At 52.7% G+C, this 22,632-nt stretch carries 19 protein-coding genes; 2 read left to right on the plus strand and 17 right to left on the minus strand.

Annotated elements, in window-relative coordinates; all coding sequences use genetic code 11:
- Window positions 1–935: hypothetical protein (locus tag PV433_RS10355; protein ID WP_332072072.1), on the minus strand; the 935-nt coding region annotated here is incomplete at its 3' end.
- A gap of 325 nt (window positions 936–1,260) precedes the next feature.
- Between PV433_RS10355 and PV433_RS10360 the strand changes: the two genes are divergently transcribed.
- Window positions 1,261–2,238 carry an AraC family transcriptional regulator gene (locus tag PV433_RS10360; RefSeq protein WP_332072073.1) on the plus strand — a complete coding sequence of 326 codons (978 nt, stop codon included), beginning with the start codon at window positions 1,261–1,263 and terminating at the stop codon, window positions 2,236–2,238.
- Window positions 2,239–2,317: 79 nt separating this feature from the next.
- Here the strand turns inward: PV433_RS10360 and PV433_RS10365 are convergent, their stop codons facing one another.
- The 10 genes from PV433_RS10365 to PV433_RS10410 all read right to left on the minus strand — a co-directional run bounded on the left by PV433_RS10365 (window position 2,318) and on the right by PV433_RS10410 (window position 13,796).
- Window positions 2,318–6,256, minus strand: coding sequence for a right-handed parallel beta-helix repeat-containing protein (locus PV433_RS10365; protein ID WP_332072074.1), 3,939 nt, complete (start codon window positions 6,254–6,256; stop codon window positions 2,318–2,320).
- Between the two features lie 80 nt (window positions 6,257–6,336).
- A complete protein-coding gene (locus PV433_RS10370) occupies window positions 6,337–7,686 on the minus strand; it encodes an ABC transporter substrate-binding protein (protein WP_332072075.1) in 1,350 nt (449 codons plus the stop codon).
- Window positions 7,687–7,972: 286 nt separating this feature from the next.
- Window positions 7,973–8,257, minus strand: coding sequence for a hypothetical protein (locus tag PV433_RS10375; protein WP_332072076.1), 285 nt, complete (start codon window positions 8,255–8,257; stop codon window positions 7,973–7,975).
- Window positions 8,258–8,612: 355 nt separating this feature from the next.
- Entirely contained in the window at window positions 8,613–8,858 is a 246-nt protein-coding gene (locus PV433_RS10380; RefSeq protein WP_332072077.1) for a glutaredoxin family protein, read from the minus strand.
- A gap of 36 nt (window positions 8,859–8,894) precedes the next feature.
- Window positions 8,895–9,098: a heavy-metal-associated domain-containing protein gene (locus PV433_RS10385; RefSeq protein ID WP_332072078.1), complete on the minus strand. Its 204-nt coding sequence runs from the start codon at window positions 9,096–9,098 to the stop codon at window positions 8,895–8,897.
- Between the two features lie 25 nt (window positions 9,099–9,123).
- Window positions 9,124–9,750 carry a nitrite reductase gene (locus PV433_RS10390; RefSeq protein WP_332072079.1) on the minus strand — a complete coding sequence of 209 codons (627 nt, stop codon included), beginning with the start codon at window positions 9,748–9,750 and terminating at the stop codon, window positions 9,124–9,126.
- Between the two features lie 18 nt (window positions 9,751–9,768).
- Window positions 9,769–10,644 (minus strand): hypothetical protein, encoded by an 876-nt coding sequence (locus PV433_RS10395; protein ID WP_332072080.1) that lies wholly within the window; start codon window positions 10,642–10,644, stop codon window positions 9,769–9,771.
- 31 nt (window positions 10,645–10,675) lie between these two features.
- Entirely contained in the window at window positions 10,676–13,108 is a 2,433-nt protein-coding gene (locus tag PV433_RS10400) for a heavy metal translocating P-type ATPase (RefSeq protein ID WP_332072081.1), read from the minus strand.
- A gap of 26 nt (window positions 13,109–13,134) precedes the next feature.
- Entirely contained in the window at window positions 13,135–13,335 is a 201-nt protein-coding gene (locus PV433_RS10405; protein WP_332072082.1) for a copper ion binding protein, read from the minus strand.
- Window positions 13,336–13,454: 119 nt separating this feature from the next.
- Window positions 13,455–13,796: a metal-sensitive transcriptional regulator gene (locus PV433_RS10410; protein ID WP_190931751.1), complete on the minus strand. Its 342-nt coding sequence runs from the start codon at window positions 13,794–13,796 to the stop codon at window positions 13,455–13,457.
- Window positions 13,797–13,950: 154 nt separating this feature from the next.
- On the opposite strand from PV433_RS10410, the gene PV433_RS10415 reads away from it, so the two are divergent.
- On the plus strand, window positions 13,951–14,916 hold the full coding sequence (locus PV433_RS10415) for a cation diffusion facilitator family transporter (protein ID WP_332072083.1): 966 nt from the start codon (window positions 13,951–13,953) through the stop codon (window positions 14,914–14,916).
- Between the two features lie 154 nt (window positions 14,917–15,070).
- Here the strand turns inward: PV433_RS10415 and glmS are convergent, their stop codons facing one another.
- From glmS to sigW, 6 genes are all read right to left on the minus strand, one after another.
- Window positions 15,071–16,900, minus strand: coding sequence for a glutamine--fructose-6-phosphate transaminase (isomerizing) (glmS, locus tag PV433_RS10420; protein WP_332072084.1), 1,830 nt, complete (start codon window positions 16,898–16,900; stop codon window positions 15,071–15,073).
- A gap of 596 nt (window positions 16,901–17,496) precedes the next feature.
- On the minus strand, window positions 17,497–18,837 hold the full coding sequence (glmM, locus tag PV433_RS10425) for a phosphoglucosamine mutase (protein WP_332072085.1): 1,341 nt from the start codon (window positions 18,835–18,837) through the stop codon (window positions 17,497–17,499).
- A gap of 97 nt (window positions 18,838–18,934) precedes the next feature.
- Complete coding sequence (locus tag PV433_RS10430; protein WP_332072086.1) at window positions 18,935–20,155, minus strand: CdaR family protein; 1,221 nt, start codon at window positions 20,153–20,155, stop codon at window positions 18,935–18,937.
- On the minus strand, window positions 20,145–20,969 hold the full coding sequence (gene cdaA / locus PV433_RS10435) for a diadenylate cyclase CdaA (RefSeq protein ID WP_190931746.1): 825 nt from the start codon (window positions 20,967–20,969) through the stop codon (window positions 20,145–20,147). The genes PV433_RS10430 and cdaA overlap by 11 nt, the downstream gene beginning before the upstream one ends.
- A 349-nt stretch (window positions 20,970–21,318) precedes the next feature.
- Entirely contained in the window at window positions 21,319–21,924 is a 606-nt protein-coding gene (locus PV433_RS10440) for a zf-HC2 domain-containing protein (protein ID WP_332072087.1), read from the minus strand.
- 117 nt (window positions 21,925–22,041) lie between these two features.
- Window positions 22,042–22,614, minus strand: coding sequence for an RNA polymerase sigma factor SigW (gene sigW / locus PV433_RS10445; RefSeq protein WP_190931744.1), 573 nt, complete (start codon window positions 22,612–22,614; stop codon window positions 22,042–22,044).
- Between the last annotated feature and the right edge of the window lie 18 nt (window positions 22,615–22,632).

Here is a 22,632-nt window from a genome sequence, read left to right on the forward strand (position 1 = left end):
TCTTCGTACAGCTTCACCGTTGCGCCGCTCAGCACGTTGCTTACGTCCACGTAATCAAGCCCCGCCGAGGCCGAAGGCACCCTTAACGTAACGCCGACAAAAGCGGAGTTCTCGCTCTCCTCGCCGCCTACCGTCTGCGTGGCATAAAAGCCAAGACTGTTCGGCACCACACCGGTGAATGCATACGTCGCTCCCGTTACACTCGTCGCTGTCGCTACCAACGTGCCATTGGTCAAGTACAGCTTCAAGGTTGCGCCCACAGCGTAACCGCTGACGCTTACGCTCTCCTCGCCGCCTGTCGCCGCAGGGGGGACCGGAATGTCCGGCTGTACCGTCACGAAACTGCTGTTCGTGCTGCTTACGCCGTTGATGCTTTGAATCGCATAATAGGTCTTCCGGGCGGTCAAGCCGCTAAACCGCCATACGCCGCCGCCTTGATCGGACGGAGAATCGGAGATCAGGCCCCCGTTCTCTTCGTACAGCTTCACCGTTGCGCCGGTCAGCACGTTGCTTACGTCCACGTATCCAATTCCTGCCGTTGCCGATGGGGTTCTCAGGCTAACCGGGACAAAATTGGAGTTCCAGCTTTCATCGCTGGCTACGGTCTGAGTGGCATAGAAATCGAGACTGTTCGGCACCACACCCGTGAAAGTATACGTCGCATCCGTCACACTCGGCGCTGTCGCGATCAGGATGCCATTGGTCAAGTAAAGCTTCAGAGTCGCCCCCGCAGTGAAACCGCTGACGCTTACACTCTCTTCCCCGCCTGTTGCTGCCGGAGGATTCGGAAGCCCGGCCGCTGACACGGGAATCGGGTAGCCGCTGACGCTCAAGAGAATCGCCACAAGCGCGATAAGCGCAACAGATCTTTTAATTCGGGCGAATATCCGGTACAAATTATTTTCTGCGTGTCTCCATTGTCTACTGTCGTTCATGACGGGTTTCTCCTCGATAGCAAAGTAAAAAAAGTTTCATTCCCCAAAAAAAGTCGAATCCCTCCTTGAGTCCATCCATTTTGACGCTGTCCCCAGTGCACCGTTTATTAGCGAAACCAGCGTCATATACAAGAAGAATTACATTCGACAACATACACCTGATTCCTGCATATTTACGACAAAATTACATGTTTTACGATAGGGAATGCAATGCTGACGGATATTTCTGGCGGGTAACAAATGCAATAACCCTGACGCAATTGCTCGCCGTTTGACCGCCGTGATAAAATCGACTCGAACGTTACTAAACGAGTGGTGGGGTCGTATGACGGAAACGGCGAAAGAACGCGTGATCGAGGGGCGAAGCCGATACAAGCTGCAGCGGGAATTTTCGATCGACCGGCTGTACACGTTCCACTACTACGAGCTGTCCAAAAGCTTCTACAGCACCGGGGAGAAGCACGACTTCTGGGAAATGCTGTATGTGGACAAAGGGGCGCTCGAGCTGTTTTTGGACGGCTGCCGCATTGAGCTGACCCAAGGGGACTTGATCTTCTACGAGCCGAACGCCTTTCACTCCGGAGGAGCCAAGACGGCGACCAATGTGATGATCGTAACGTTCGACGCGTTTGCTCCGTGCATGTCCCCGTTGGCCAACCGGCTGTTTCGTCTGGAGAAAGACGAATTGTACATCCTGACGGAGCTGCTGAAAGAGGGATTCGAGGCGTTCGACCCGCCGATCGACACGTTGTTTTATCCGCAGCTGGGCCAAAACAAGCAAGCTCCTTTCGGCTGCGAGCACATGATCATCGCGTACCTGGAGCTGTTCGTGATCAAGCTGCTGCGCCGCGTCAATGCGGTCGCTCCAGTGGGGACGTTGAAGGCGTTGATGGCGGCCGGCGATAATCAGAAAGGCAAGCTGATCGAAGACATCGTCGGCTACATGAAACGGAACGTGGCCGCGAACTTGACGCTCGACGAGATTAGCGAGCAGTTCTTCATCAGCAAAACTCAGTTGAAGGTGCTCTTCAAGCAGGCGATGGGAATCGGCATCATGCACTACTTCAGCCTTTTGAAAATCGAGGAAGCGAAGGAGGCCATTCGCGAGGAAACGTACAATTATACGGAAATCGCGCAAAAGCTCGGCTACAGCAGCGTCCATTATTTCTCGAAATGCTTCAAGCGGGCTACCGGCATGACCCCGACGGAGTATGCGAAAACCGTCCAATCCAACATTCGCCGCAAGCAGCCTTCGGGTTCGCGGAAGCTTTCGGATTATTCCGGACGCGATGAACGAATGTAAGAGGGCCGCCAGAGCGATTTTTCACTCTGACAGTCCTCTGTTGTTTACCGCGGCCGGCCAGATCTCTTCCGGAAGTTTCCTAATCGCCGATCATCCTGTCGGCCTGCTGTTCCAATTTCACCTTCAGATCCGGCGGAATGCTTTGCGATTGCGCCTGATCCAGATGATTCAAGAAACGGTTCATCTGGAATCTGGACTGCTCCAAGCTGTTGTGCAACTGCATATACAACGATTGTTCGATCGTTCCCGCGTTATGAGCTTGCTCCATCAGCTTCTGCAGCGAAGAAAACGACACGAACGCGCTGAAGCTGATGCGCTTCTCAGTCACATTGCCGGCCACATCCGTCACCGTCGCTACAACGGTATGGCTTCCCGGGGAGGCTTCCCAAGCGATGCTGCCGCCTTCATGGGAAATACCGTCGATGGTTAGTGCAGCCCGGGCAACGCCGGACAGCCCGTCGGCCGTCACAGACTCGATCAAGTATGGCTGGCCTGCCTCCAGGTTGATCCCTTCCACAAGCGCACTGCCGTTTAGCAGCAGATTCAGACTAGGCGCCGTCCGATCGACACGCAGCCAGGCCGTTTTTTCCTCCTCCGCATTCCCCAGCACGTCTACCGAACGATAAGTCAGACCGTACACGCCATCCGTCACAACGATCGGCGAAGAATACCCAACGAATCCGTCCGTTACCGGCCGGGTACCGCCATATACTTGATCGACTACGGACAGCTTATACTCGGTGGCGGCAACCGGGAAATCGCCGTTTTCGGCTGCAAGCGTGACGGTGACGGTCTCGACGTGCCAGCCATTGTCCCCCTGCCGTCCCGCGGCATTCATCGTCGTCGTCGGCCGCCCAGTCGGCACGTGAGTGCCGTTTCTGTAGATGCCTATATCCCATACATTTCCTCTTGGAACCCCGTCATAATCTGCGGAAATGTCAATCGTTCCCCCGCCCAGCAAGGCGAATCCCGGGATCGCATTCCCGTTGCCGATGGCCGGGCTGCCCTCTTTCAAATGCCAGTTTCTTTCATCCAGGTCGACAAAGTGCGGGTTGTCATATACGCCGTTGGGCTCGGTTAACGCAGGCAATTTGGCATTGTTATAGTACAGGTTGTAATCGTGCACCAGATTGATCGGCTGCTTCGTACCAGCAGAAATAACCGCATTGTCCGTTGTATTCATGATGATATTGTTCATAAACACCGGATTGATGTTGTCCGGGTCCCAATCCCAGCCGACATTGGGCGCCGTGTTGCGCGGGTTGTATAAATAGATGCCGTTTCTCGTGCCGATCACGATATTGTTGTACGCCGCGCTATCCTTGCTGCCCGCGAATGCGATCCCGTTGTTGATACTGGAAGTTCCGTTCAGACTTTCAGCCACAACGATATTGTTGTACGCGACCATGTTCCAAGCTTCGAAGCCGTTTACGCTATAATCGCGTGTCGAGTTATAGCCGGTCGCGCCGCCCAAATAAATCGCACCGGTCGACATATACACATTGCGGTTGTGGATGTAGTTGTTGTAGATCCGAATGTCCGACGAGCCGCCCTTGGCCAGCAGCCCGACGCGTCCGACCTCGTAAATCTCGTTGTTGCGGATCGTGCTGGACGAGACATTGACGAAATCGATGCCTTCGTGATCCATATCGTAGATGATATTACCTTCGACCAAATAATCCGAGACCAGATACCCTTTGACCCCTTCCTCAAAGGCGTTATGAATTTTGTTTCCGATGATATGCACATGATGCGAGCCTTCCCGCACCTGGATGAAAATATCGGACGTGTCGGTCCCGCGCCGGTTTTGCGTCATCTCAAAATCCCGAATCGTAATATAAGGGGTATCGATCAGGACGACCTTCCTTGTCGGCAAATCGTGGAAGCGGATCACGGCTTGATGCTTGTTGCGCGCTTTGAACACGATTCGTTCGTTCTCTCTGCCGCCTTGCATAAAAACGGCCGGACTGGTCTCGACATAGACGCCATCCTCAAAAATAACGGTATTCCCCCGCTGCGCTAACTGCGCCGCTCTCGCCATCGTCCGCCATGGCTTCTCTTCCGTCCCGGGATTCATATCGGACCCGGTCGGAGAAACATAGTAGGTGCCGCCGGGTTCGGTGCTCGGGCCCGGATCGCCCGACCCTGCGGGAGCATCGATTTTGGCTACGCTTATATCGTCAATCCGGATATCCGCCCGGTAAACCGCCGCTGCAATCGCTCCATTCTTCAGTTGACCGTCCGAACCGCTCAACTCCAGCTTGCCGTTGACGAACACTTGAATCTCCGTGCCGTTTACGACGAAGCGTATATCGATCCATTCGCCGACCGGAGGATACCAGTTCGTTTTCTCCTGCAGCGGAGTGACCGTGCCGGCCACCTTTTTCTTCAGCCCGATATAGCCTCTGTCCGGGCTCCCCTGAACCTCCAGCAAATAGTAGTTGTTAATATTCGTATACCGGGTGTACAGCGTTAACCAGCCCGTCGGGTAATGAAACTGGTCAAACTTCACTCTCGTATCCATCTGATAGCTTATCCAGTCCATGGAGCCGGCATAGGAACGGGAGATTCCGCTTGCGGAAGAAGCATTCGGGTCGGTAAACACGTGGTTGCCGCCCGGGGTTTCCTCGGCAATCCGCATCGTCCCGGTCTGTTCCGTCCAGGCCCCGTCGCCGTTCTCATAATTTTCCGTGAATAAAACCTCTCCCACCTCTGGCAAAGCGTATGCGTATATCCCCATATTCACCTTCTCCGTTCGGATCATTTCGTCGTAATCCAAGTAGACATCCATCAGCTCGCCATAAAATCCGGTTACGTTCAAATTCATTCCCTTGCCTACGGCCGGGCTGTCCGACTGCAGATGCCAGTCACTTAGCCGGTCTACAAATAACGGATCTCCGGCAATCCCATTCGGCTCGACCGGCACATTCGCACAGTTGTGATACAGATTGTAGTCGTGCGAGTAGCCGGCCGGCGTGGTGACCAGGTTGACGGCGCCTGCCGTGCAGCCCGAGAAAATATTGTTGTAAACCTTCGACGAAGTCGGGACCGGCGCCCAACCGGCCGTCGATCCGCCGCCTTTCGTGAAGCGAACCCCGTATGTGGCATCGACGACTACGTTATGATAGAAACCGCTGTCCACGCTTCCGGCGAACGATACGGCTGTATGGATCAGCCCCGGCTGTTCAGCAACAATGATGTTGTTCCAGGCAGCCGCGTTGTACGTCTCGTACCCGTTCGGATCATACGCCACCGAAGCGGGGTAACTTCCGCCCAGCGTGATGGCGGTTTGCATCGATTTCTCGGCGGCGACAATGCGGTTGTTGTAGATTTGCGCGCTGCGCGTGCCGGCCGGCACCAGAATGGCCGTACTAACCTCGCGAATTTCATTGCCCGCGATGACCGGACGGTCGATGTTGGCCAACACCACCGCAAAGTTGACAAAATCGTACATTTCGTTGCCCACAACCGCGATATGGCTTCCTCTTAACGCTTGAACAGCTTTGCCGCCGGCGCCGTGGATCGAGTTTCCGCTAATGGTGCAGCCCAAGCAGTTGCTGATGCTGATGAAAATGTCCGAGCTTGATGTCCCGCTCACAGCTTGCGTGATCTCAAAATCGGCGATCGAGATATATTGCTTATTGGTCAAATCAAACTTGGATGTTGTGTTCAAATTGGAGAACAACAGCTTTGCGTTCTGTTTGTTTCTCGCCTTGATCGTAATCGGCGCTCCCTCCGCACCGTTGTTGCCGAACCTGATGGTCTGGCTGATCTCGTACACGCCGTCTTCGAAGACAGCTGTATCGCCGGCCTGGAGCGCTGCCGCCGCTTTTGCAAGCGTCTTCCAAGGTGCTGCTTCCGTGCCCGGATTCGAGTCGTTTCCGGCAGGAGAGACGTAATACGTATTGCCTGCCGCGTAGGCAGTCTGTGTACTGCTAATCGGAACGTTCGAAAACAAGCTTGAGACCAATACAAGCAACGATAACAGGCAAATCGTCTTGATCCGAAATGTCTTCATGAACAGAGCCTCCTTGATTAGGAATTGGCGCTACCACACGGTTATCCGATCCGGCCGTTGTCGTCATGCCGGATCGGCAATCAGCGGCCCCGCTTCACTTCGGCGATCGTCTTCTCCGCCGCCTCCGCCGCTTCGCGCAGCGCCGTGTTCAGATCTTTCTTGCCGAGCATCACATCCAGCGGAACGGTATTCAGAATGCTCTCCACCTTCAGATGGTATCTGGAGAATTTGGCCATCGGGGCGTATTGGTTGTAGAAAACCGCGCTCCAGTTTTTATCCTTGAAATCGGACTCTTTGCCGTACGCCTTCTTCACTTCCTCATCGTTGATAACCGGCATGATCCCCCGCTTGGAATATTCGAGCTGATTGTCCCGAGACACCAAATAATCGATCGCCTTTATCGCCGCTTCTTTGTTTTTCGACATCGAAGTCACCGCCATGGTGAACGGCGTCGCTGCCGAGCCGATCTTCGGCTTCTCCTTCAAGACCGGCAGCGAGACGAGATCCCACTGCACCTTCCCGACATCCTTCGGCACGGTGAACGGGAACTGCGAGTTGTACACGAACATGCCGATTTCCTGCGTGTCGGTAAATTCTCTCCAGGTCGGAAGCCGGTTCAGCCCCCCCACCCGGCTCTTGTAGCCTTCGTCCGAGCCGGGATTAACGAAAAACAGCTGAAGGAGCGATCTCCAAGCGTCGTCCTGAAAGGTCGGCTTGTCGGTAGTCGGGTCGAGATACGGCTTCGAGAGCTGGTTGCCGCGCAAAATATGGGCCGGAGAAGAAGCGAAGCCGAGCATCTGCTTTCCGTCGTCCTTCCGTGTCAGCTTGCGGGAGATATCCATCGTCTCGTCCCACGTCATCCCGTTTTTGGGGTAAGCGATTCCATATTTGTCGAAGATCGATTGATTGTAATACATGACTTGGACCATATTCGTAACTGGAAGCGCATACATTTTGCCGTCTCCGGACGCCCGTATTCCGTCTATCAGCGTCGGCTCGAACTTGTTCAGATCGACTCCCTGCTTCTTGATCAGCTCGGTCATGTCATACTGCAGCTCCGAGTCCATCAGCAAACCGAAAATGTATGGCGCGGAGGCGAACAAAATGTCGATCGTCTGATTTTGCGCCAGCAGTTCGGGCAGCGTCTGCCCCGCTTTTTGCTGGATATATTTGATCGTGTAATTCGGAAACTTTTGGCGCAGCGCATTGCCGAACAAGCTGTTGAACGCGTCCTCCGAATCGCCGTTGTTGGAATGAAAGACGAGTTCGGCCGGCTCGTCCGCACGCACCTCGGGCACGTTCGGCTTGCCTCCCTGGTCTGCCTGCTGTCCGTTATTCGCGCTGCAGGCCGTAAGCGTTACGGCGACGACAAGCGGCAATGTGGCCAGCCGGATTCGCCGGCGCGCGGCGGAAGGCTGTTCTCCTGACATTCGGGCTACTTTTGGCAATTGACGATACAATGCAGCCACCCCTTTTTGATCGATTCGAGTCTCGAGCTCAGCTATAGCATAAAGGAGAACCGCTTCGTTTTCTTTGTCAGATACGTCAGTATCTGTGCAAGATCGGTCGAAGATCGTTTGGCCGTGCAGGCTGGCGCGTTGACGCGCCCAGTTTTGAAGTCATTGCTCATATTTCTTATATACAAAAAATAGAGGGGGTTAGCTCATATCATGAACTAACCATCCTCTATTTCTGTTCTACAATGAACCCCCGGTACTAATAATAAGAAGACATCTCGGAAAACATGCTACCCAAAATAAGCACAAAAACGACGACGTAAAGTACGATTCCGATGGCCACCCAGATTAAAGCCGCTTTTGCATAATTGGCTTTGCTCGGATTTGTATTGCCTCCGAAACCCCAAACGAATAACATTACGATGTTTACAATCGGAATTGCCATTAACAAAATGGTAATCATCCAGTCTTTAAAAGATACGACCGGCGCGTTTTGGTTGCCAATAGCAACGTTTTGTTGCGTATGGCTCATTTGCGGCTCCATGAAAAACGCTCCCTTATTAATCCAAATTTCTAAGGCAGCAGGACAATAGCTTGATTATTCCTCAAACTAAAGCCCAACTTCCTTTTAACATTTCAAATAATAGTCGAAATTTGGAAGAAAAGCAAGAAGGAATTGAAAAATATAACAATTGGAGGGTTAGGGTCACGACAGGGGTCGTTGGGGTGACTCCAGGGGAAGACAAGCCGCTCGAAGGTACGACCTCGAGAAATACACCTGCGGTGAGATACGATCGTTGGTGCAATGATAAGAGCCAATACGATGAAACCCCGTGCACTATGAGCCACGAGGAATGAAAAAGCAGCCCCACATGCGGGCTGCTTTTTGGAAGCAAGCATTACGATTTTTTCAGCAAATCGCTGATTTCATTCAGGTTTTCCGCAAAGCCAACAAACACTTTGTCGCCAAAAACAATCGTCGGCACGACCTGCTTCCCGGTGAGGTTCCAGACTTCTTCCGGATATTTCGGGTCTTCCTCGCAGTTATAATCGGTATAAGAAATGTCATTTTCCTTAAAGTAGCGCTTGGCAAAGTTGCAATCACTGCATGTTGGGATCGTATAGATTTTTACCGGTTCGTCCATCTTTGTTTTCTCCTTACATGGTGAACTTACATCTATTTATGCCTCAACGTTATATCCTTTTTTACGAATGACTTCCTGAATGTCGGAAATCTGAACTTTCGATTCGTCAAACCGGACATCGACGGTGCCTTGTTCAAAATTAACTTGGCCTTCCGCTCCAAGCGCGTGGATGGCTCCTTCAATTCTCGGAACACAAGAACGGCAAGACATGCCTTGTACTTTAACGGTTGCCTCTTGCATGATGTTCACCTCCTTTCTTTACGCGTCACGCCGATGCTGTGATTTGTTGCAGCTGCTCCAGCGTCACGCGCTCTACGAACTTGCTGAACTTCTCTTTGCCTTTGGCATGTTCCTTATAGAAGTCAATGATGGCTATGACTACAGGAACCAATTGATCTTCTTTCAATCCGGAATGAAGCCGTTTCGCAAACGCGGGCTTCAGCCCCTTGGATTCGCCGCCCACGTACAGATCGAACGTATCGCGCATTTTAATCACGCTAATGTCCTTAATCAGCGGCTCACTTGTCCCTAACGCGCAGCCGGCATATCCGATTTTAAGCGGCGTAGGTGTCGATATACCAGCGGTCGCTTCGTTTAAAGCTTTGGCTGCCGCCAGTCCGGCTTCTTCAGCGCCTTTGCAAAAATTGCAGGCGATCAGGCTTTTGGTGACAAAGCCCGCCGGATTAACTTCCAGTCCGCTTTGCTCCAGTTCGGCCTGGATCATATCACGCTTCTCCACCGGCACTTCCGCATACAACTGTTTGAACGGCGTCATTTCCACTTTGGCTTCCGATCCGAGCAGGTGACTGATGAGTCCAAGCTGTTTGGGTGTGAACAGGCTGCCGCCAAGCTGCACCGGAGGGCTGATTGCAATTTTTACGATCTCTCCCATTCCCAATCGCCCCTTGCTTTATTGAATTTCCACCACATAAGGAACCGTAAAGACTTTGCCTTGGTGCTGGAATTGCCCCCAAATTTTATAGGTGCCCGGATTCGGGAAGGCGGTCATAAATTCTGCAGCCGGTCCGGATGCCTTTTCGTTGGCGGGATGAACATGAAGGTATTGCTCCGCGTTCTCCGAAAGAACGACGACGTGTCCGACAGCGCCGAGGTATTGCTCCAGATTACGGATGCCTTCTTTCGTTTTTTCGTCTTTAACGGTAAACGTCAGCTTAGCCTCATCCTTTGCTTTAGCGCTGCTTAAAGTCAGTGTGACTTCTTTGCTATCAACAACTTTCACGAGTTCCGCATCCGCTTTGACGCTTTCCTGCGGTTTTGTTTCTCCTTCTATCTTCACCCACTTGCTAAGGGTGGTACCCGATCCGCCCTTCGGAACAAAATCAGCAAAAACTTTATATTCTCCGCCTTTCGGAAACGAGGTTTCTACCGTAAACGTCCCCTTTCCGTCCCATTCGGGATGGATGTGGCTGAAGTAGGACAGGTCCTTATTCACGATGATGATATGCATCAGTTTTTCATGGTTCCATTCAAAATCATGAACAGCCTGGCCGTTGGTGTCTGTTACTTGAACGTTCAGCTTCGTGTTCTCGGATGCTTTAGCTGTTCCTGATGCAAACGAAAAGGTTGCTTTATAGGTATCTGCTGCATGACCGCCTGTATCTTGACCGCCATGGTCCCCATGGCCGTTATCGTTAGCTAGGGAACTTATTGCTCCGCCTTGATGGGAACCGCCGTGTCCGTCCGCACCCTCCTTGGGCGTACCGCAAGCGGCCAGCAAGCCGACAGCCAAAGCACCGGTTAACATAAGCATCATCCTTTTTTTCATGTTAAGGTTCTCTCCATTCTAACGATTCTGATTAGTGGCGTACTTTCACACGCTGCAAGCGAAGCGCATTAAGGACAACCGATACCGAACTTAACGCCATCGCTGCGCCTGCCACCCATGGGGCTAGCAAGCCAATCGCGGCAATCGGGATGCCGAGCGTATTATAGCCCAGCGCCCAGAACAGGTTTTGCTTAATATTGGCCATCGTCTTGCGGCTCATGAAGATCGCATCGGGAATGCTCGACAGATCGCCGCGCATCAGGGTCACATCCGCTGCTTCCATCGCAACATCCGTTCCGGTGCCTATCGCCATGCCGATGTCCGCTGTCGCCAGCGCCGGCGCATCATTGATGCCATCGCCAACCATCGCCACTTTTTTGCCTTGGGCCTGCAATTTCTTCACTTCCTCGGCTTTGCCTTCAGGCAGCACTTCCGCCCGGACATGGTCTATGCCGACTTGGGCTGCAATCGCTTTGGCGGTCCGTTCGTTGTCGCCGGTAATCATGATAACCTCAATGCCCATTTGCTTCAGTCGGCTCACTGCCGCTTTCGACGTTTCCTTGATCGTATCGGCTACCGCTACCATACCGGTATAACGATTGTCGATTGCGACCAGCATGGCGGTTTTGCCTGCTTCCTCCAGACGGGACATCGGCTCATAGGCCGCCTTCGCATCCACGTTATATTTCTCCATCAAGCGGCGTGTACCGACAAGCAGCTCCCGGCCTTCTACCACGGCTTTGATGCCGTAGCCTGGAATAGCTTCAAACGATTCGGTTACCGGCAGCTCGATCTGTTTGGCTTGAATGCCGGCTACAATCGCTTCTGCCAGCGGATGTTCGGAATTTTTCTCGGCTGCGCCGACAACTCGTAGGAAATCCGTCTCGTTGTCTTGCGTTATCACATCGGTCAGCTCCGGCTTGCCTTTTGTGACAGTGCCGGTTTTGTCCAGAATAATCGTATTGATCTTGTGCGTCTGTTCCAAATGCTCGCCGCCCTTGAACAGGATGCCCAGCTCCGCCGCGCGGCCGGAACCGGCCATAATCGAAGTCGGCGTAGCCAAACCGAGGGCGCACGGGCAAGCAATAACGAGAATCGCAATGGCAATTTCCAGTGCATGGGCAAAGTCGCCAGGCGTAATAAAGAAGTACCAAACCAGAAACGCCGCAATCGCAATCCCTACAACAATCGGAACAAATATGCCGGAGATGACATCGGCTACCCGCTGAATTTGCGCTTTGGAACCTTGCGCTTCCTCCACGACTTTAATGATTTGCGCCAGCGCCGTTTCTTTGCCGACTTTGGTAGCCTTGATGCGCAGGACGCCGTTTTTGTTGATGGTAGCTCCGATAACCGCATCGCCAGCCTTCTTCTCAACCGGAAGGCTTTCGCCAGTCAACATCGATTCATCCACCGATGACACGCCTTCCAGCACTTGGCCGTCCACCGGTACTTTATCGCCAGGACGAACCAGCACGACATCGCCCACAATAACATCTTCCACCGGGATCGTTAATTCCTGGCCGTCCCGAACGACCAGAGCCGTCTTCGCTTGCAGCCCCATCAGTGACTTGATCGCTTCCGAAGTGCGTCCCTTGGCCAGCGCTTCGAACAATTTACCCAATATGACCAAAGTAATCAGCACTGCGCTGGTTTCGTAGTAAAGCGATGGGCCATGATGCATCTGATCTCCCGCGATGTACCAGTCGATGGTCATATACAAGCTGTAGAAATACGCAGCCGATGTTCCAAGCGCAATCAAAACATCCATGTTTGCGCTGCGATTGCGCAGCGCCTTATATGCGCCTACATAAAACTGCTTCCCGATATAGAACTGTACCGGTGTGGCCAGCAGGAGTTGAACCCAAGGATTCATCAGGAAATCCGGCATGTAAATCCACGAAGTAAAGGAGAAGTGACCTACCATCGTCCACAACAGCGGAAAAGAAAGAATGGCCGAGATAAGTAATTTCCGCTTCTGTCCGCGAATCTCACGAACACGATGATCGCCCGCGTTCTGGTTTTCCTGCTTGACCAGGGCTTTGTAGCCCAGCTTTTTGACTTTCTCCTGCATGTCCTCAACCGTGATTTCACCCGCCGAATATTCGACGCGGGCCGTTTCCATCGCAAAGTTTACGGTTGCGCTCGTTACGCCGGGCAGCTTGCTAAGCCCTTTTTCGATTTTGTTGGCGCAGGCTGCGCAGGTCATGCCTTCCAGATTAAATTGCGCCACTTCCGTCACGGTACCATATCCAAGCTTCTTGATCGTATCTTCCAGGTTTTTCACATCGACCTTGGCCGGATCGTAGGTGACATTCGCTTTTTCCAGTGCGAAGTTGACATTCGCCGTGCTCACGCCATCCAATTTAGTAAGTCCTTTTTCAATCCGATTGGCGCAAGCGGCGCAAGTCATGCCCGTTATTTGAAAAGACGACTGTTTCGTCTTAGCTGCTGAAGTTTCCATAATGCTTCACTCCCTTGTCGAATCGCTTATCCTACCTCATATCCCTGATCTTCAATTGCTTCCTTGATCTGATCCAGGGAAACCTTCTGCTCATCGAATGACACCTCGACCGACTCGCCCTTCAGGTTTACTTTTCCGCTTACGCCGATTTCTTTCAGCGCACCTTCAATCGAGTTCACGCAGTGCTGGCAGCTCATGCCTTGTACATTCAATGTCACGCTTTTCATGTTTCTTCCATCCCTTCACAAACTAATAATGATGTTCCCCTTACAACTTGCTTTCGTAAGTAGTATACCCCCGTACCCTATAATAGTCAAATATTTTTTTATCGCTTTTACATTACCCTTTATTTCATGAGCTTATTCATGGTACACAGCAGTTCCGTTATGGCCGTCTCGTCACTTTGTTGGACACGCTCTACAATACACGTTTTCAGATGATTCTCAAGAAGCAGCTTCCCAACTCCCTTTAAAGCGGATTGCGCGGCGGCAATCTGATTCAGGACATCATCGCAATACGTATCCTTGTCAATCAGTCCTTTGATTCCTCTAATTTGTCCTTCAATACGATTCAGTCGATGTGTTAAGCTGCTTTTGGCTTTTTCGGAATGATGACTTTTTCGGATTTCGCCGGTTGAACAACAGATTTGATGACTAGCCTGATCTTCGATCTTCAAGTTCATGCTCATGAGACTCGCCTCCTTCATTCTATATTATACTATACCCCCTCACCCTATTATAAGTCAAAACCTTTTACTTGACATTCATTTTTTGATACATCTATAATAAGATCAATAAAACATATGAATACATGTTCATATGTTAGTAGTTGGGGGGATCTTTATGTCGGAACATCATCACTCCCATGGACACGACCATGGGCATACCAACAACAACAAGAAGATTTTGCTGATTTCATTCGTGATCATCACAGTGTATATGGTCATCGAAACTGCAGGCGGGTTTATTACGAACAGCTTGGCTTTGTTATCCGATGCAGGCCATATGCTGTCCGACTCCTTGGCCTTAGCCATTGCCTTGCTCGCCTTCAAATTTGGCGAAAAAGCGGTGAGTACAGGTAAAACATACGGGTACCGGCGCTTTGAAATACTGGCGGCTACGCTCAATGGATTGACCTTGATCGGCATTTCCCTGTACATCTTTTATGAAGCGATTGAACGTTTTGCCAACCCGCCGGAAGTCGCTACGGTCGGCATGCTCATCATCAGCACCATCGGGCTGCTGATTAACATTCTGGTTGCCTGGATTATGATGCGCGGCGGGGATACGGAGCATAATTTAAATATGCGCGGCGCCTTCTTGCACGTCATCAGCGACATGCTGGGTTCCGTAGGCGCTATTGCGGCCGCTCTGGTCATGATGTTCTTCGGCTGGGGCTGGGCTGACCCGCTGGCCAGCGTGATCGTCGCTGTGCTCGTACTTCGCAGCGGATATTTCGTGAGCAAGTCCTCCCTGCATGTATTAATGGAAGGCACTCCACGCAATATGAAAGTGGAAGACATCGCGCAAGCGATCCTGAAGGTCGAAGGAATCAAAGGTGTGCATGATCTGCATATTTGGTCGATTACGAGCAACATGCATGCCCTGACCGCCCATATTGTAGTGGATGGGAACAAGACGGTATACGAAACGGAAGCCCTACTGCACAAAGTGGAACATATGCTGGAGCATAAAGATATCCGCCATGTAACCTTGCAAGTGGAATCGGAAAAACACAAGCATGAGGACAACCTCTTATGCATCATTAAAGCGAGTCCGCCCGATGCACACGCCCATCACAATCATTAATGGCAAACTATCAAAACATCTTGAAAAAGCCGAAACAAATCCAGGAGCTACTCCTGAATCTGTTTCGGCTTTTGTATGAGAGTTACAATCTTTTTATTCAGTTACAAAGGATATTGTTCAGTTATGCATTCAGCTCGACATGCCACGCCCAACCTCACTCCACCGTAACCGACTTCGCCAGGTTCCGGGGCTTATCAACATCGTTGCCGAGCGCAAGCGAAGCATAATATGCCAGCAATTGCAGCGGAATGACCGACAAGGCCGGTGTTAACAACGGCACGGTACGGGGGATCTCAAAGACGAGGTCGACCGCTTTGTGCAGCTCTTCATTGCCTTCCATCGCGATACCGAACACTTGTGCGCCGCGTGCTTTTACTTCCTTGATGTTGCTGATCGTCTTCTCCAGCAGCTGCTCTTGCGTACCCAAAGCGATCACTGGTATCCCTTCCTCAATCAAGGCGAGCGTCCCATGCTTCAGCTCTCCAGCCGCATAAGCCTCGGAGTGGATATAGGAGATTTCCTTCAGCTTTAGCGACCCTTCCAAAGCTACCGCATAATCCAGCCCGCGCCCGATGAAGAACAAATCGTTATGCTCCGCGATTTGTTCGGCATACTGCTTAATTTCCTCCGCGTGGCTCAAAATCGACTCCACCTGCTCCGGCAGCTTCTGCAGCGCGTCCAGCGTCTCCGCAATATATTCCGCTTCACGGGTACCGAGCGTCTGAGCCAGATGCAGTCCCAGCAAGTAAAAGGCGATCAGCTGGGACGTATACGCTTTGGTGGAAGCCACTGCAATCTCCGGTCCTGCCCAGGTGACGATCACATCGTCAGCCTCGCGCGCTACCGAGCTGCCCACCACATTCGTAATCGCGATGACATGGGCACCGCACCGCTTCGCCTCGCGAAGAGCGGCAAGCGTATCGGCCGTCTCCCCCGATTGACTGACGACGATAACGAGTGTATTCGCATTGATAATCGGAGAGCGGTACCGGTACTCTGAAGCTACGTCGGTCTCCACCGGGATGCGCGCCAGCTGCTCGATGACCGATTTCCCGACAAGACCGGCATGATAAGCGGTTCCGCACGCCACGATATGAATGTTATGAATGTCCCAGATACGCTGTGCGGTAAGCTTCACTTCGTTCAGAACGACACGCCGGCCCGAGGCGTCGATCCGGCTGCCCATCGTATCCCGGTACGCCTTCGGCTGCTCGTGGATTTCTTTCAGCATAAAATGATCGAATCCGGCTTTTTCCGCCGTCATCAGATCCCAGTCGACATAAAACGTTTCCCGGGAAATAAAATTCCCCTCAATCGTCCGTAAATCGACACCGTCCCGTGTCAAAACAGCCATTTCCCCGTCGTTTAAAATATAGACGTTTCGTGTATATTCCAAAATAGCCGGGATGTCCGATCCGATGAAATTTTCCCCTTCGCCTACCCCGATAATGAGCGGGCTGGCCAGGCGAACCGCAACCAGCTTCTCCGGTTCGTACTCGGTCAATACGCCGAGCGCAAAAGCACCAGTCATTTTTTTGACCGCCTGCTGAACGGCTTTCACGATATCGCCCTCATAGAGATCGGCGATCAGGTGCGAGATAACCTCCGTATCCGTTTCCGAGACGAACTGATGTCCCTTGGCGGTCAGCTCTTCTTTCAAGCTCATATAATTTTCAATAATGCCGTTATGAACGACAGAAAATTTGTTGGAATTGTCCGTATGGGGATGGGAATTAACGTCCGACGGTTTGCCGTGAGTCGCCCACCGGGTATGACCGATCCCGATCGTCCCGTTCAGCGGCTCCTGCTCGAGTCTCGATTCCAGCACGGCCAGACGCCCCTGCGCCTTCTTGACCACCAGTCCGCTTCCTGTAAATACGGCAAGCCCGGCCGAATCATATCCCCGGTACTCCAGCTTTCTTAAGCCGTCGATCAAAATACGCTGCGAATTCCGCTTGCCCACATATCCAACAATACCGCACATAGGTATCCTACCTCCGATGAATGGATGAATTCAACCTGTGCGCTCTTTAGATCCAGCATCCGAGCATGACAAATAAACGTATGCACGTCCATTTTTTAGCAAACGTATTCTGTTGTCAAAGAGCGCCTTCAGGCTGTGAGTTGTCATACTATTCCGTAGCGGACCGCAGGAAACCAGACCCTCCCTATTTCCGTTCGTGGAGGCGTCTCCGGCCGGTCCGTTGTTTGTAATCGTATCTCGCATCTTGCGGAAGCTTTGTAAGCCCGGTCGCCCAAGCCTTTTCCATTTCCGCTTACGGCCTGATGCTGCTGCCGAGAGGTCCCCGCCGATTATTCCGAACACCTCTACCTCGTCCGCTCGCCTGTTGCTCGGTACGCCCTCATCCGTTCCGGCGACCGCAGGCAAGCGCAGGCGCTTGTACTGCGTACAACCTCCGCCCACCTTTCCATTTCAAAGTGATAGTAACATCATATTCAATTTGACGGTTTAGCGCAACCTGCAAAAATCGCAAATTTCCGGGATAAATGAATAAAAATCCCCCGGAAGCTCGTCCGGAGGACTCATTTTTATGATACACAATGTATCGAATAATGGCATTAAACCAGTTCTTTCTGAACAACTTCGACAATTTCCGCTACGTACGATTCTACCGTCGTTTTGTCCGGTCCTTCGGCCATGACCCGAACGAGCGACTCTGTGCCCGACGGCCGTACGAGGACACGCCCGTTGCCTGCGAAACGCTGCTCGACATCGCGGATCGTCTGCTCGATCGCGGCATTGCCTTTCAGCTTGCTCTTATCGGCGACCCTCACGTTGACGAGGACTTGCGGATATTTACTCATCAAGCTTTTGAGCTCGCTCAGCCGTTTGCCGGACTCTACAACCGTCTGTACGAGTTGCAGCGCGCTCAGAATGCCGTCTCCGGTCGTATTATAATCGAGGAAGATCATATGGCCGGACTGCTCGCCGCCGAGGTTGTAGCCGCCTTTGCGCATCTCCTCCATCACGTACCGGTCGCCGACCGCCGTCTGCACCGCATTCATGCCAAGCTGCTCGACGCCTTTGAAAAAGCCGAGGTTGGCCATGACCGTCGTCACGATCGTGTCGTTCTTAAGCGTTCCCGCCCGTTTCATCGCTTCTCCGCAAATACTCAGCATATAGTCCCCGTCGATCTCTTCGCCCGTCTCGTCGATAGCGATCAGACGGTCCGCGTCGCCGTCGAACGAGAGGCCCAGATCGGCTCCCAGACGCAGTACTTCGCGCTTCAGATCTTCCGGATGCGTAGATCCGCAGTTATCGTTAATGTTACGGCCGTTCGGCTCCGCGCCGATCGTATGGACGCCCGCTCCCAGATCGCGGAATATCGCCGGTGCGAGCTCGTAGGCCGCCCCATGCGCGCAATCGAGTACAATTTTTAATCCTTGGAAGGAACGGGAGATCGTCGTCTTCAAATAATCCGCATATCGGAACTTCGCTTCCGGATCGTCGCTGACAGTGCCCAGATCGCCGCCTACCGGGCGCGGCAGTTCATCCGTCGCCGCATCCAGCAGCCGCTCAATCTCCAGCTCCGTCTCATCGAACAGCTTGAATCCGTCGCTGCCGAAAAACTTGATCCCGTTATCTTCGACCGGATTATGGGAAGCCGATATCATAACACCGGCGTCCGCTCCGGACGTTCTCGTCAAGTAAGCCACTCCCGGCGTCGAGATGACGCCCAGACGCACGACATCCGCTCCGATCGACAACAGGCCGGCCACAAGCGCAGCCTCAAGCATCGGTCCGGAGACGCGCGTATCGCGCCCGATCAGCACAACCGGCTTCTCCGCATGCTGGGTTAAGACATAGCCGCCGCAGCGGCCGATTTTATAAGCAAGCTCCGGAGTCAGCTCTTTGTTCGCTATACCCCGAACCCCGTCCGTTCCAAAATATTTTCCCATTCGACTAGTTCCTCTCCTTTGGTTGCACCGGCTTATCTGCAGTTCCTAGGCTTCGGCGTTTTCCTTCGTCAAATCACGGTCGATCGCGCAGCGGAGATTACTTCGCGGTAATCTCCACTACAGCTTTCGTATCCTGTTCCACCTTTTTGACGAATTGCGGCAGATTCAGGTTTACGTTCACCGTATGCTCGCCCGGAGGCAGGTTGCTTACGTCGACGATCGCCTGGATGTCCTGGGCCTTCAGCTTCGCAAGCGTCGCCGGCGAGCCCTCCACCGTTATATTCAACGTACCGCCTTGCGGCGTTTTGATTTTCGTGTCGAAATTGTTGTTTTGCCCGATAATCGTAATCGGTACCTGCTCCAGCGTCTTTTTATCGGACGGCACAATTTGAACTTTCACTTCCACTTTGGTCGGATCGAGCAGCGTGATTCTCGGCTTCAGCGGAATATCGAGCGTGAAGTCTTTGTTTTCCTTCAGCCCGTTCAAATCGATCGGCGGTCCTTCATAGAAATCAAGCGTATTGAGCAGCTCCTGCGGCCCGTAGACCGTGATCTGGTCGATCGAAGACTGGAAGGCGGAGACGCTGTACCCCGGCGCCGGTTCGCCGACGATTTTGAGCTGCATCGGCATCTTCTTAAACGGTTGGGTAATCGGCACCTCTACATCGACGACAGGCGGACCGATCGAGACATTCAGCACCTTGCCGTTCTTATCGAGCGCCACCAGCTTCACCTGCTTCGTAACTGCGGATTGCGCGTTGTCGACATTAACCTCGGCTTTCACCGTGATCGCTTCGTCCATCAGGCCGCTAGGCACCGTGAGTATGACGCGCCCCGGCTTCGCTACAGGTTGGCCGGCCTTGAAGCCGTTAGCCGGGTTGCCGATCAGATCGACCTGAACCGGCACTTCCTTCATCTGCTTCTCTTCCAGCACGACTCTCGCGTACGGCGGGAATATCGATACTTTAACGCCCGACGGAAAATCTTTCGCCACCAGCGATACCGTATTCTCCCCGACCTTCGCATTAGTCAGATCAAGTACGATCTGGTAAGGCGTGGCGGCTATTTTCTTAAGCGCCGCTTCCTTACCCTGCACCCGGATCATAACCTCCGTCGGGTCCATCGATTCGATATGCAGCTTGTTGCCGTCGAACACCGGGGTTACTTTGACGTTGTAAATTTCTTTCTCTTCGGCAGCGGAGAAGCCTCCGCCGGTCGTAGACTTACTATCCAGATGTACGACGGCCCACAGCAGGATGCCCAACATGAGCGCGATCACTTTTACGACATTCGTATTGCGAAGCCATTTATCCATCATGCTGCGTATCCCCTCTCTTCCGCTTCCAGAAAGGAGTTTTCTCCTTGGCTTTGGCCTTCGGCTTCAATTCCTCGAACAGCTTCGAGACGAGCGATTCCTCCTTGATATCCCGCACGATCTGGCCGTTGAGGGCAAGCGAAACTTGACCTGTCTCCTCCGAGACGACCACCGAGATCGCATCGCTTACTTCGCTCATCCCGATCGCCGCGCGGTGACGCGTCCCAAGCTCCTTGCTAATGAACGGATTTTCCGATAAAGGCAAGTAACAGCCTGCGGCCATAATGCGGCTTTTCCGGATAATGACGGCTCCATCGTGCAGCGGAGTATTCGGAATAAATATATTGATAAGCAGTTCGGAAGTGATCTGCGAATCCAGCTGAATGCCCGACTCCACATAGTCGTTCAGCCCGGTTTCCCTCTCGAATACGATCAGCGCCCCGATTTTGCGTTTGGACAAATAATTGACCGCCTTCAAGATCTGCGAGATCCGGTGCGTCACTTCATGCTCCTCGTCCGTGGAAGAGCGGCTGAACAGCTTCCCCCGACCGAGCTGCTCCAGCGCCCGGCGCAGTTCCGGCTGGAAGATGATAATAACCGCCAACACCCCGAAGGTGAACATCTGGTTCATCATCCACTGGAGCGTATTCAGGTTAAACCATATACTGAGCGCCCAGGCGAGGACAACGACGACGATCCCCTGCAGCAGCTGGATCGCGCGGGTCCCCCGCATAAGGAGGATTAGCTGATAGATGACGTAGCTAACGATCAGGATATCGATTATATCTTTAATTCGGATTTCCGTTAATAGTTCCATCCCAGTTCCCCCATGGGCCCACAGGAGCCTCTCTATGTCTGTTCGCAGTCCGGCTGGCGGACCTATGCCGCGGGATTTTGCAATTTGTCGCGTCATTTTAAATCATACCATATTTTCAGCAAAAAACCTCTCTTTCCGAAAAACTTGAAGACTCGAATGTTGCAGCATGTCTATAAATGACCGGCGGCGCGAATCGTGCAGCGCGAGGCGTCAAGCCCTGATCGGACTTGTCCGGATCTTGCATGACCGCTATAAGCTCGGTAACAATTAAAACGCTCAACTTGTCCGGCCTGTTCATAAAAAAAACCGCATGCCGGCGGCGAATTGGAGCTCGCTGCAGCATACGGGGTTATTTCGTAAATAACGCTATCATTTGATTCACCTTAAACCAGATCCATTCCGCCGCCTGGTTGACACTCGTAATGTCGCCGGATATTTGAGCGGTGGAGGCAAGGGCGTAATTGCCGTCAATGACGGTCAAGTTGCCGTTGATCTTGCCGTTTACTTCGACCTGCCCGTTCTCTATGATCAGATTGCCTTGTACCGTCTTGCCTTCCGGAACGACGACGGTATGTCCTCTGATGACGAGCTGTTCCATGTCACCGTGTACGACAAGATCTGTATTCTGGTTCCACATCGAGAGGAAGCTGCCGAGCATGACCACGAAGAAGATCGCAGCAACCGAGGCTGCCGGATGCCGACGAACCCACTTCATCCAGACGATGCGTTTGGCCGGAGCGGGCAAGCCCTGCATGATGAATGCGGTGGTCAAATGACTGGGTGGAGGTACCGGCTTCAAGGAGGAGACGAGCGCTCCCGCCTTGTCGAGCTTCGCATAACGCTCGCGGCAGCCCGAACATGTTCCCAGATGCTTCTTCAACTCCGCCGCTTCAGGACCGTTCAGGTTTCCGTCCAGATGGTCGTGCATCAAAAGGATGGCTTCTTTGCAGTTCATCGTTTCGTGCCACTCCTTTCCTTACATTTTAGTGCATAACGAATCGTATCGTACAATACGTGACTGCTTCATAATCGTTTCAACAATTTCTCCAGAAACCCAAATTATTTATCGGGTCTACAGCAGCGAATCTTTCTCCAGCCGTTCGCGTAAATATTCGCGCCCCCGGTGAACGCGGGTTTTCACCGTCGTAACCGGCATATTCAGCACTTCGCCGATCTCTTGCAGCGACATATCGTGCAAATACCGGAGGATCACCGCCGACTTGTACTTCTCCGGCAGCGCATCGATCGCCTTGCGCACCTGCTCCTGCGTCTCCGACAGCAGCAGTTCCCCTTCAGGCGTCCGCTCGCCGCTCGCCAGCATCGAGTACCAATCGGTTCCTTCGCTGTCGCTGACTTCGGCATCGAGCGAATACGACGCCTTGCGCTTCCGCAGACGGTCGATACACAGATTCGTTCCGATCCGGTAAATCCACGTCGAAAACTTCTGAGTATCGTCGAAGCGGTTCAAGTTCGTATACACACGCAAAAACGTCTCCTGAACCACATCCTCCGCTTCTTGCACATTATGCAGCATCCGATAGGCCAGGTGATAGATTTTATCTTTATACAGGTCGACCAGTTCGGCAAACGCCCGACGGTCGCCATTGCGAGCCAGCTTCGCCAGCCTCGTTTCCACAAAATTCACCGACATGCCCCCCATCCC

This window comes from Paenibacillus sp. GYB004, assembly GCF_036577605.1.
GTDB classification, from domain to species: Bacteria; Bacillota; Bacilli; order Paenibacillales; family NBRC-103111; genus Paenibacillus_AB; species Paenibacillus_AB oceani.

Coding starts and splice junctions, on each gene's coding strand:
- PV433_RS10360 (WP_332072073.1), top strand. CDS start 1,261: ATGACGGAAACGGCGAAAGAACGCGTGATCGAGGGGCGAAGCCGATAC.
- PV433_RS10365 (WP_332072074.1), bottom strand. CDS start 6,256: ATGAAGACATTTCGGATCAAGACGATTTGCCTGTTATCGTTGCTTGTA.
- PV433_RS10370 (WP_332072075.1), bottom strand. CDS start 7,686: ATGTCAGGAGAACAGCCTTCCGCCGCGCGCCGGCGAATCCGGCTGGCC.
- PV433_RS10375 (WP_332072076.1), bottom strand. CDS start 8,257: ATGGAGCCGCAAATGAGCCATACGCAACAAAACGTTGCTATTGGCAAC.
- PV433_RS10380 (WP_332072077.1), bottom strand. CDS start 8,858: ATGGACGAACCGGTAAAAATCTATACGATCCCAACATGCAGTGATTGC.
- PV433_RS10385 (WP_332072078.1), bottom strand. CDS start 9,098: ATGCAAGAGGCAACCGTTAAAGTACAAGGCATGTCTTGCCGTTCTTGT.
- PV433_RS10390 (WP_332072079.1), bottom strand. CDS start 9,750: ATGGGAGAGATCGTAAAAATTGCAATCAGCCCTCCGGTGCAGCTTGGC.
- PV433_RS10395 (WP_332072080.1), bottom strand. CDS start 10,644: ATGAAAAAAAGGATGATGCTTATGTTAACCGGTGCTTTGGCTGTCGGC.
- PV433_RS10400 (WP_332072081.1), bottom strand. CDS start 13,108: ATGGAAACTTCAGCAGCTAAGACGAAACAGTCGTCTTTTCAAATAACG.
- PV433_RS10405 (WP_332072082.1), bottom strand. CDS start 13,335: ATGAAAAGCGTGACATTGAATGTACAAGGCATGAGCTGCCAGCACTGC.
- PV433_RS10410 (WP_190931751.1), bottom strand. CDS start 13,796: ATGAGCATGAACTTGAAGATCGAAGATCAGGCTAGTCATCAAATCTGT.
- PV433_RS10415 (WP_332072083.1), top strand. CDS start 13,951: ATGTCGGAACATCATCACTCCCATGGACACGACCATGGGCATACCAAC.
- glmS (WP_332072084.1), bottom strand. CDS start 16,900: ATGTGCGGTATTGTTGGATATGTGGGCAAGCGGAATTCGCAGCGTATT.
- glmM (WP_332072085.1), bottom strand. CDS start 18,837: ATGGGAAAATATTTTGGAACGGACGGGGTTCGGGGTATAGCGAACAAA.
- PV433_RS10430 (WP_332072086.1), bottom strand. CDS start 20,155: ATGATGGATAAATGGCTTCGCAATACGAATGTCGTAAAAGTGATCGCG.
- cdaA (WP_190931746.1), bottom strand. CDS start 20,969: ATGGAACTATTAACGGAAATCCGAATTAAAGATATAATCGATATCCTG.
- PV433_RS10440 (WP_332072087.1), bottom strand. CDS start 21,924: ATGAACTGCAAAGAAGCCATCCTTTTGATGCACGACCATCTGGACGGA.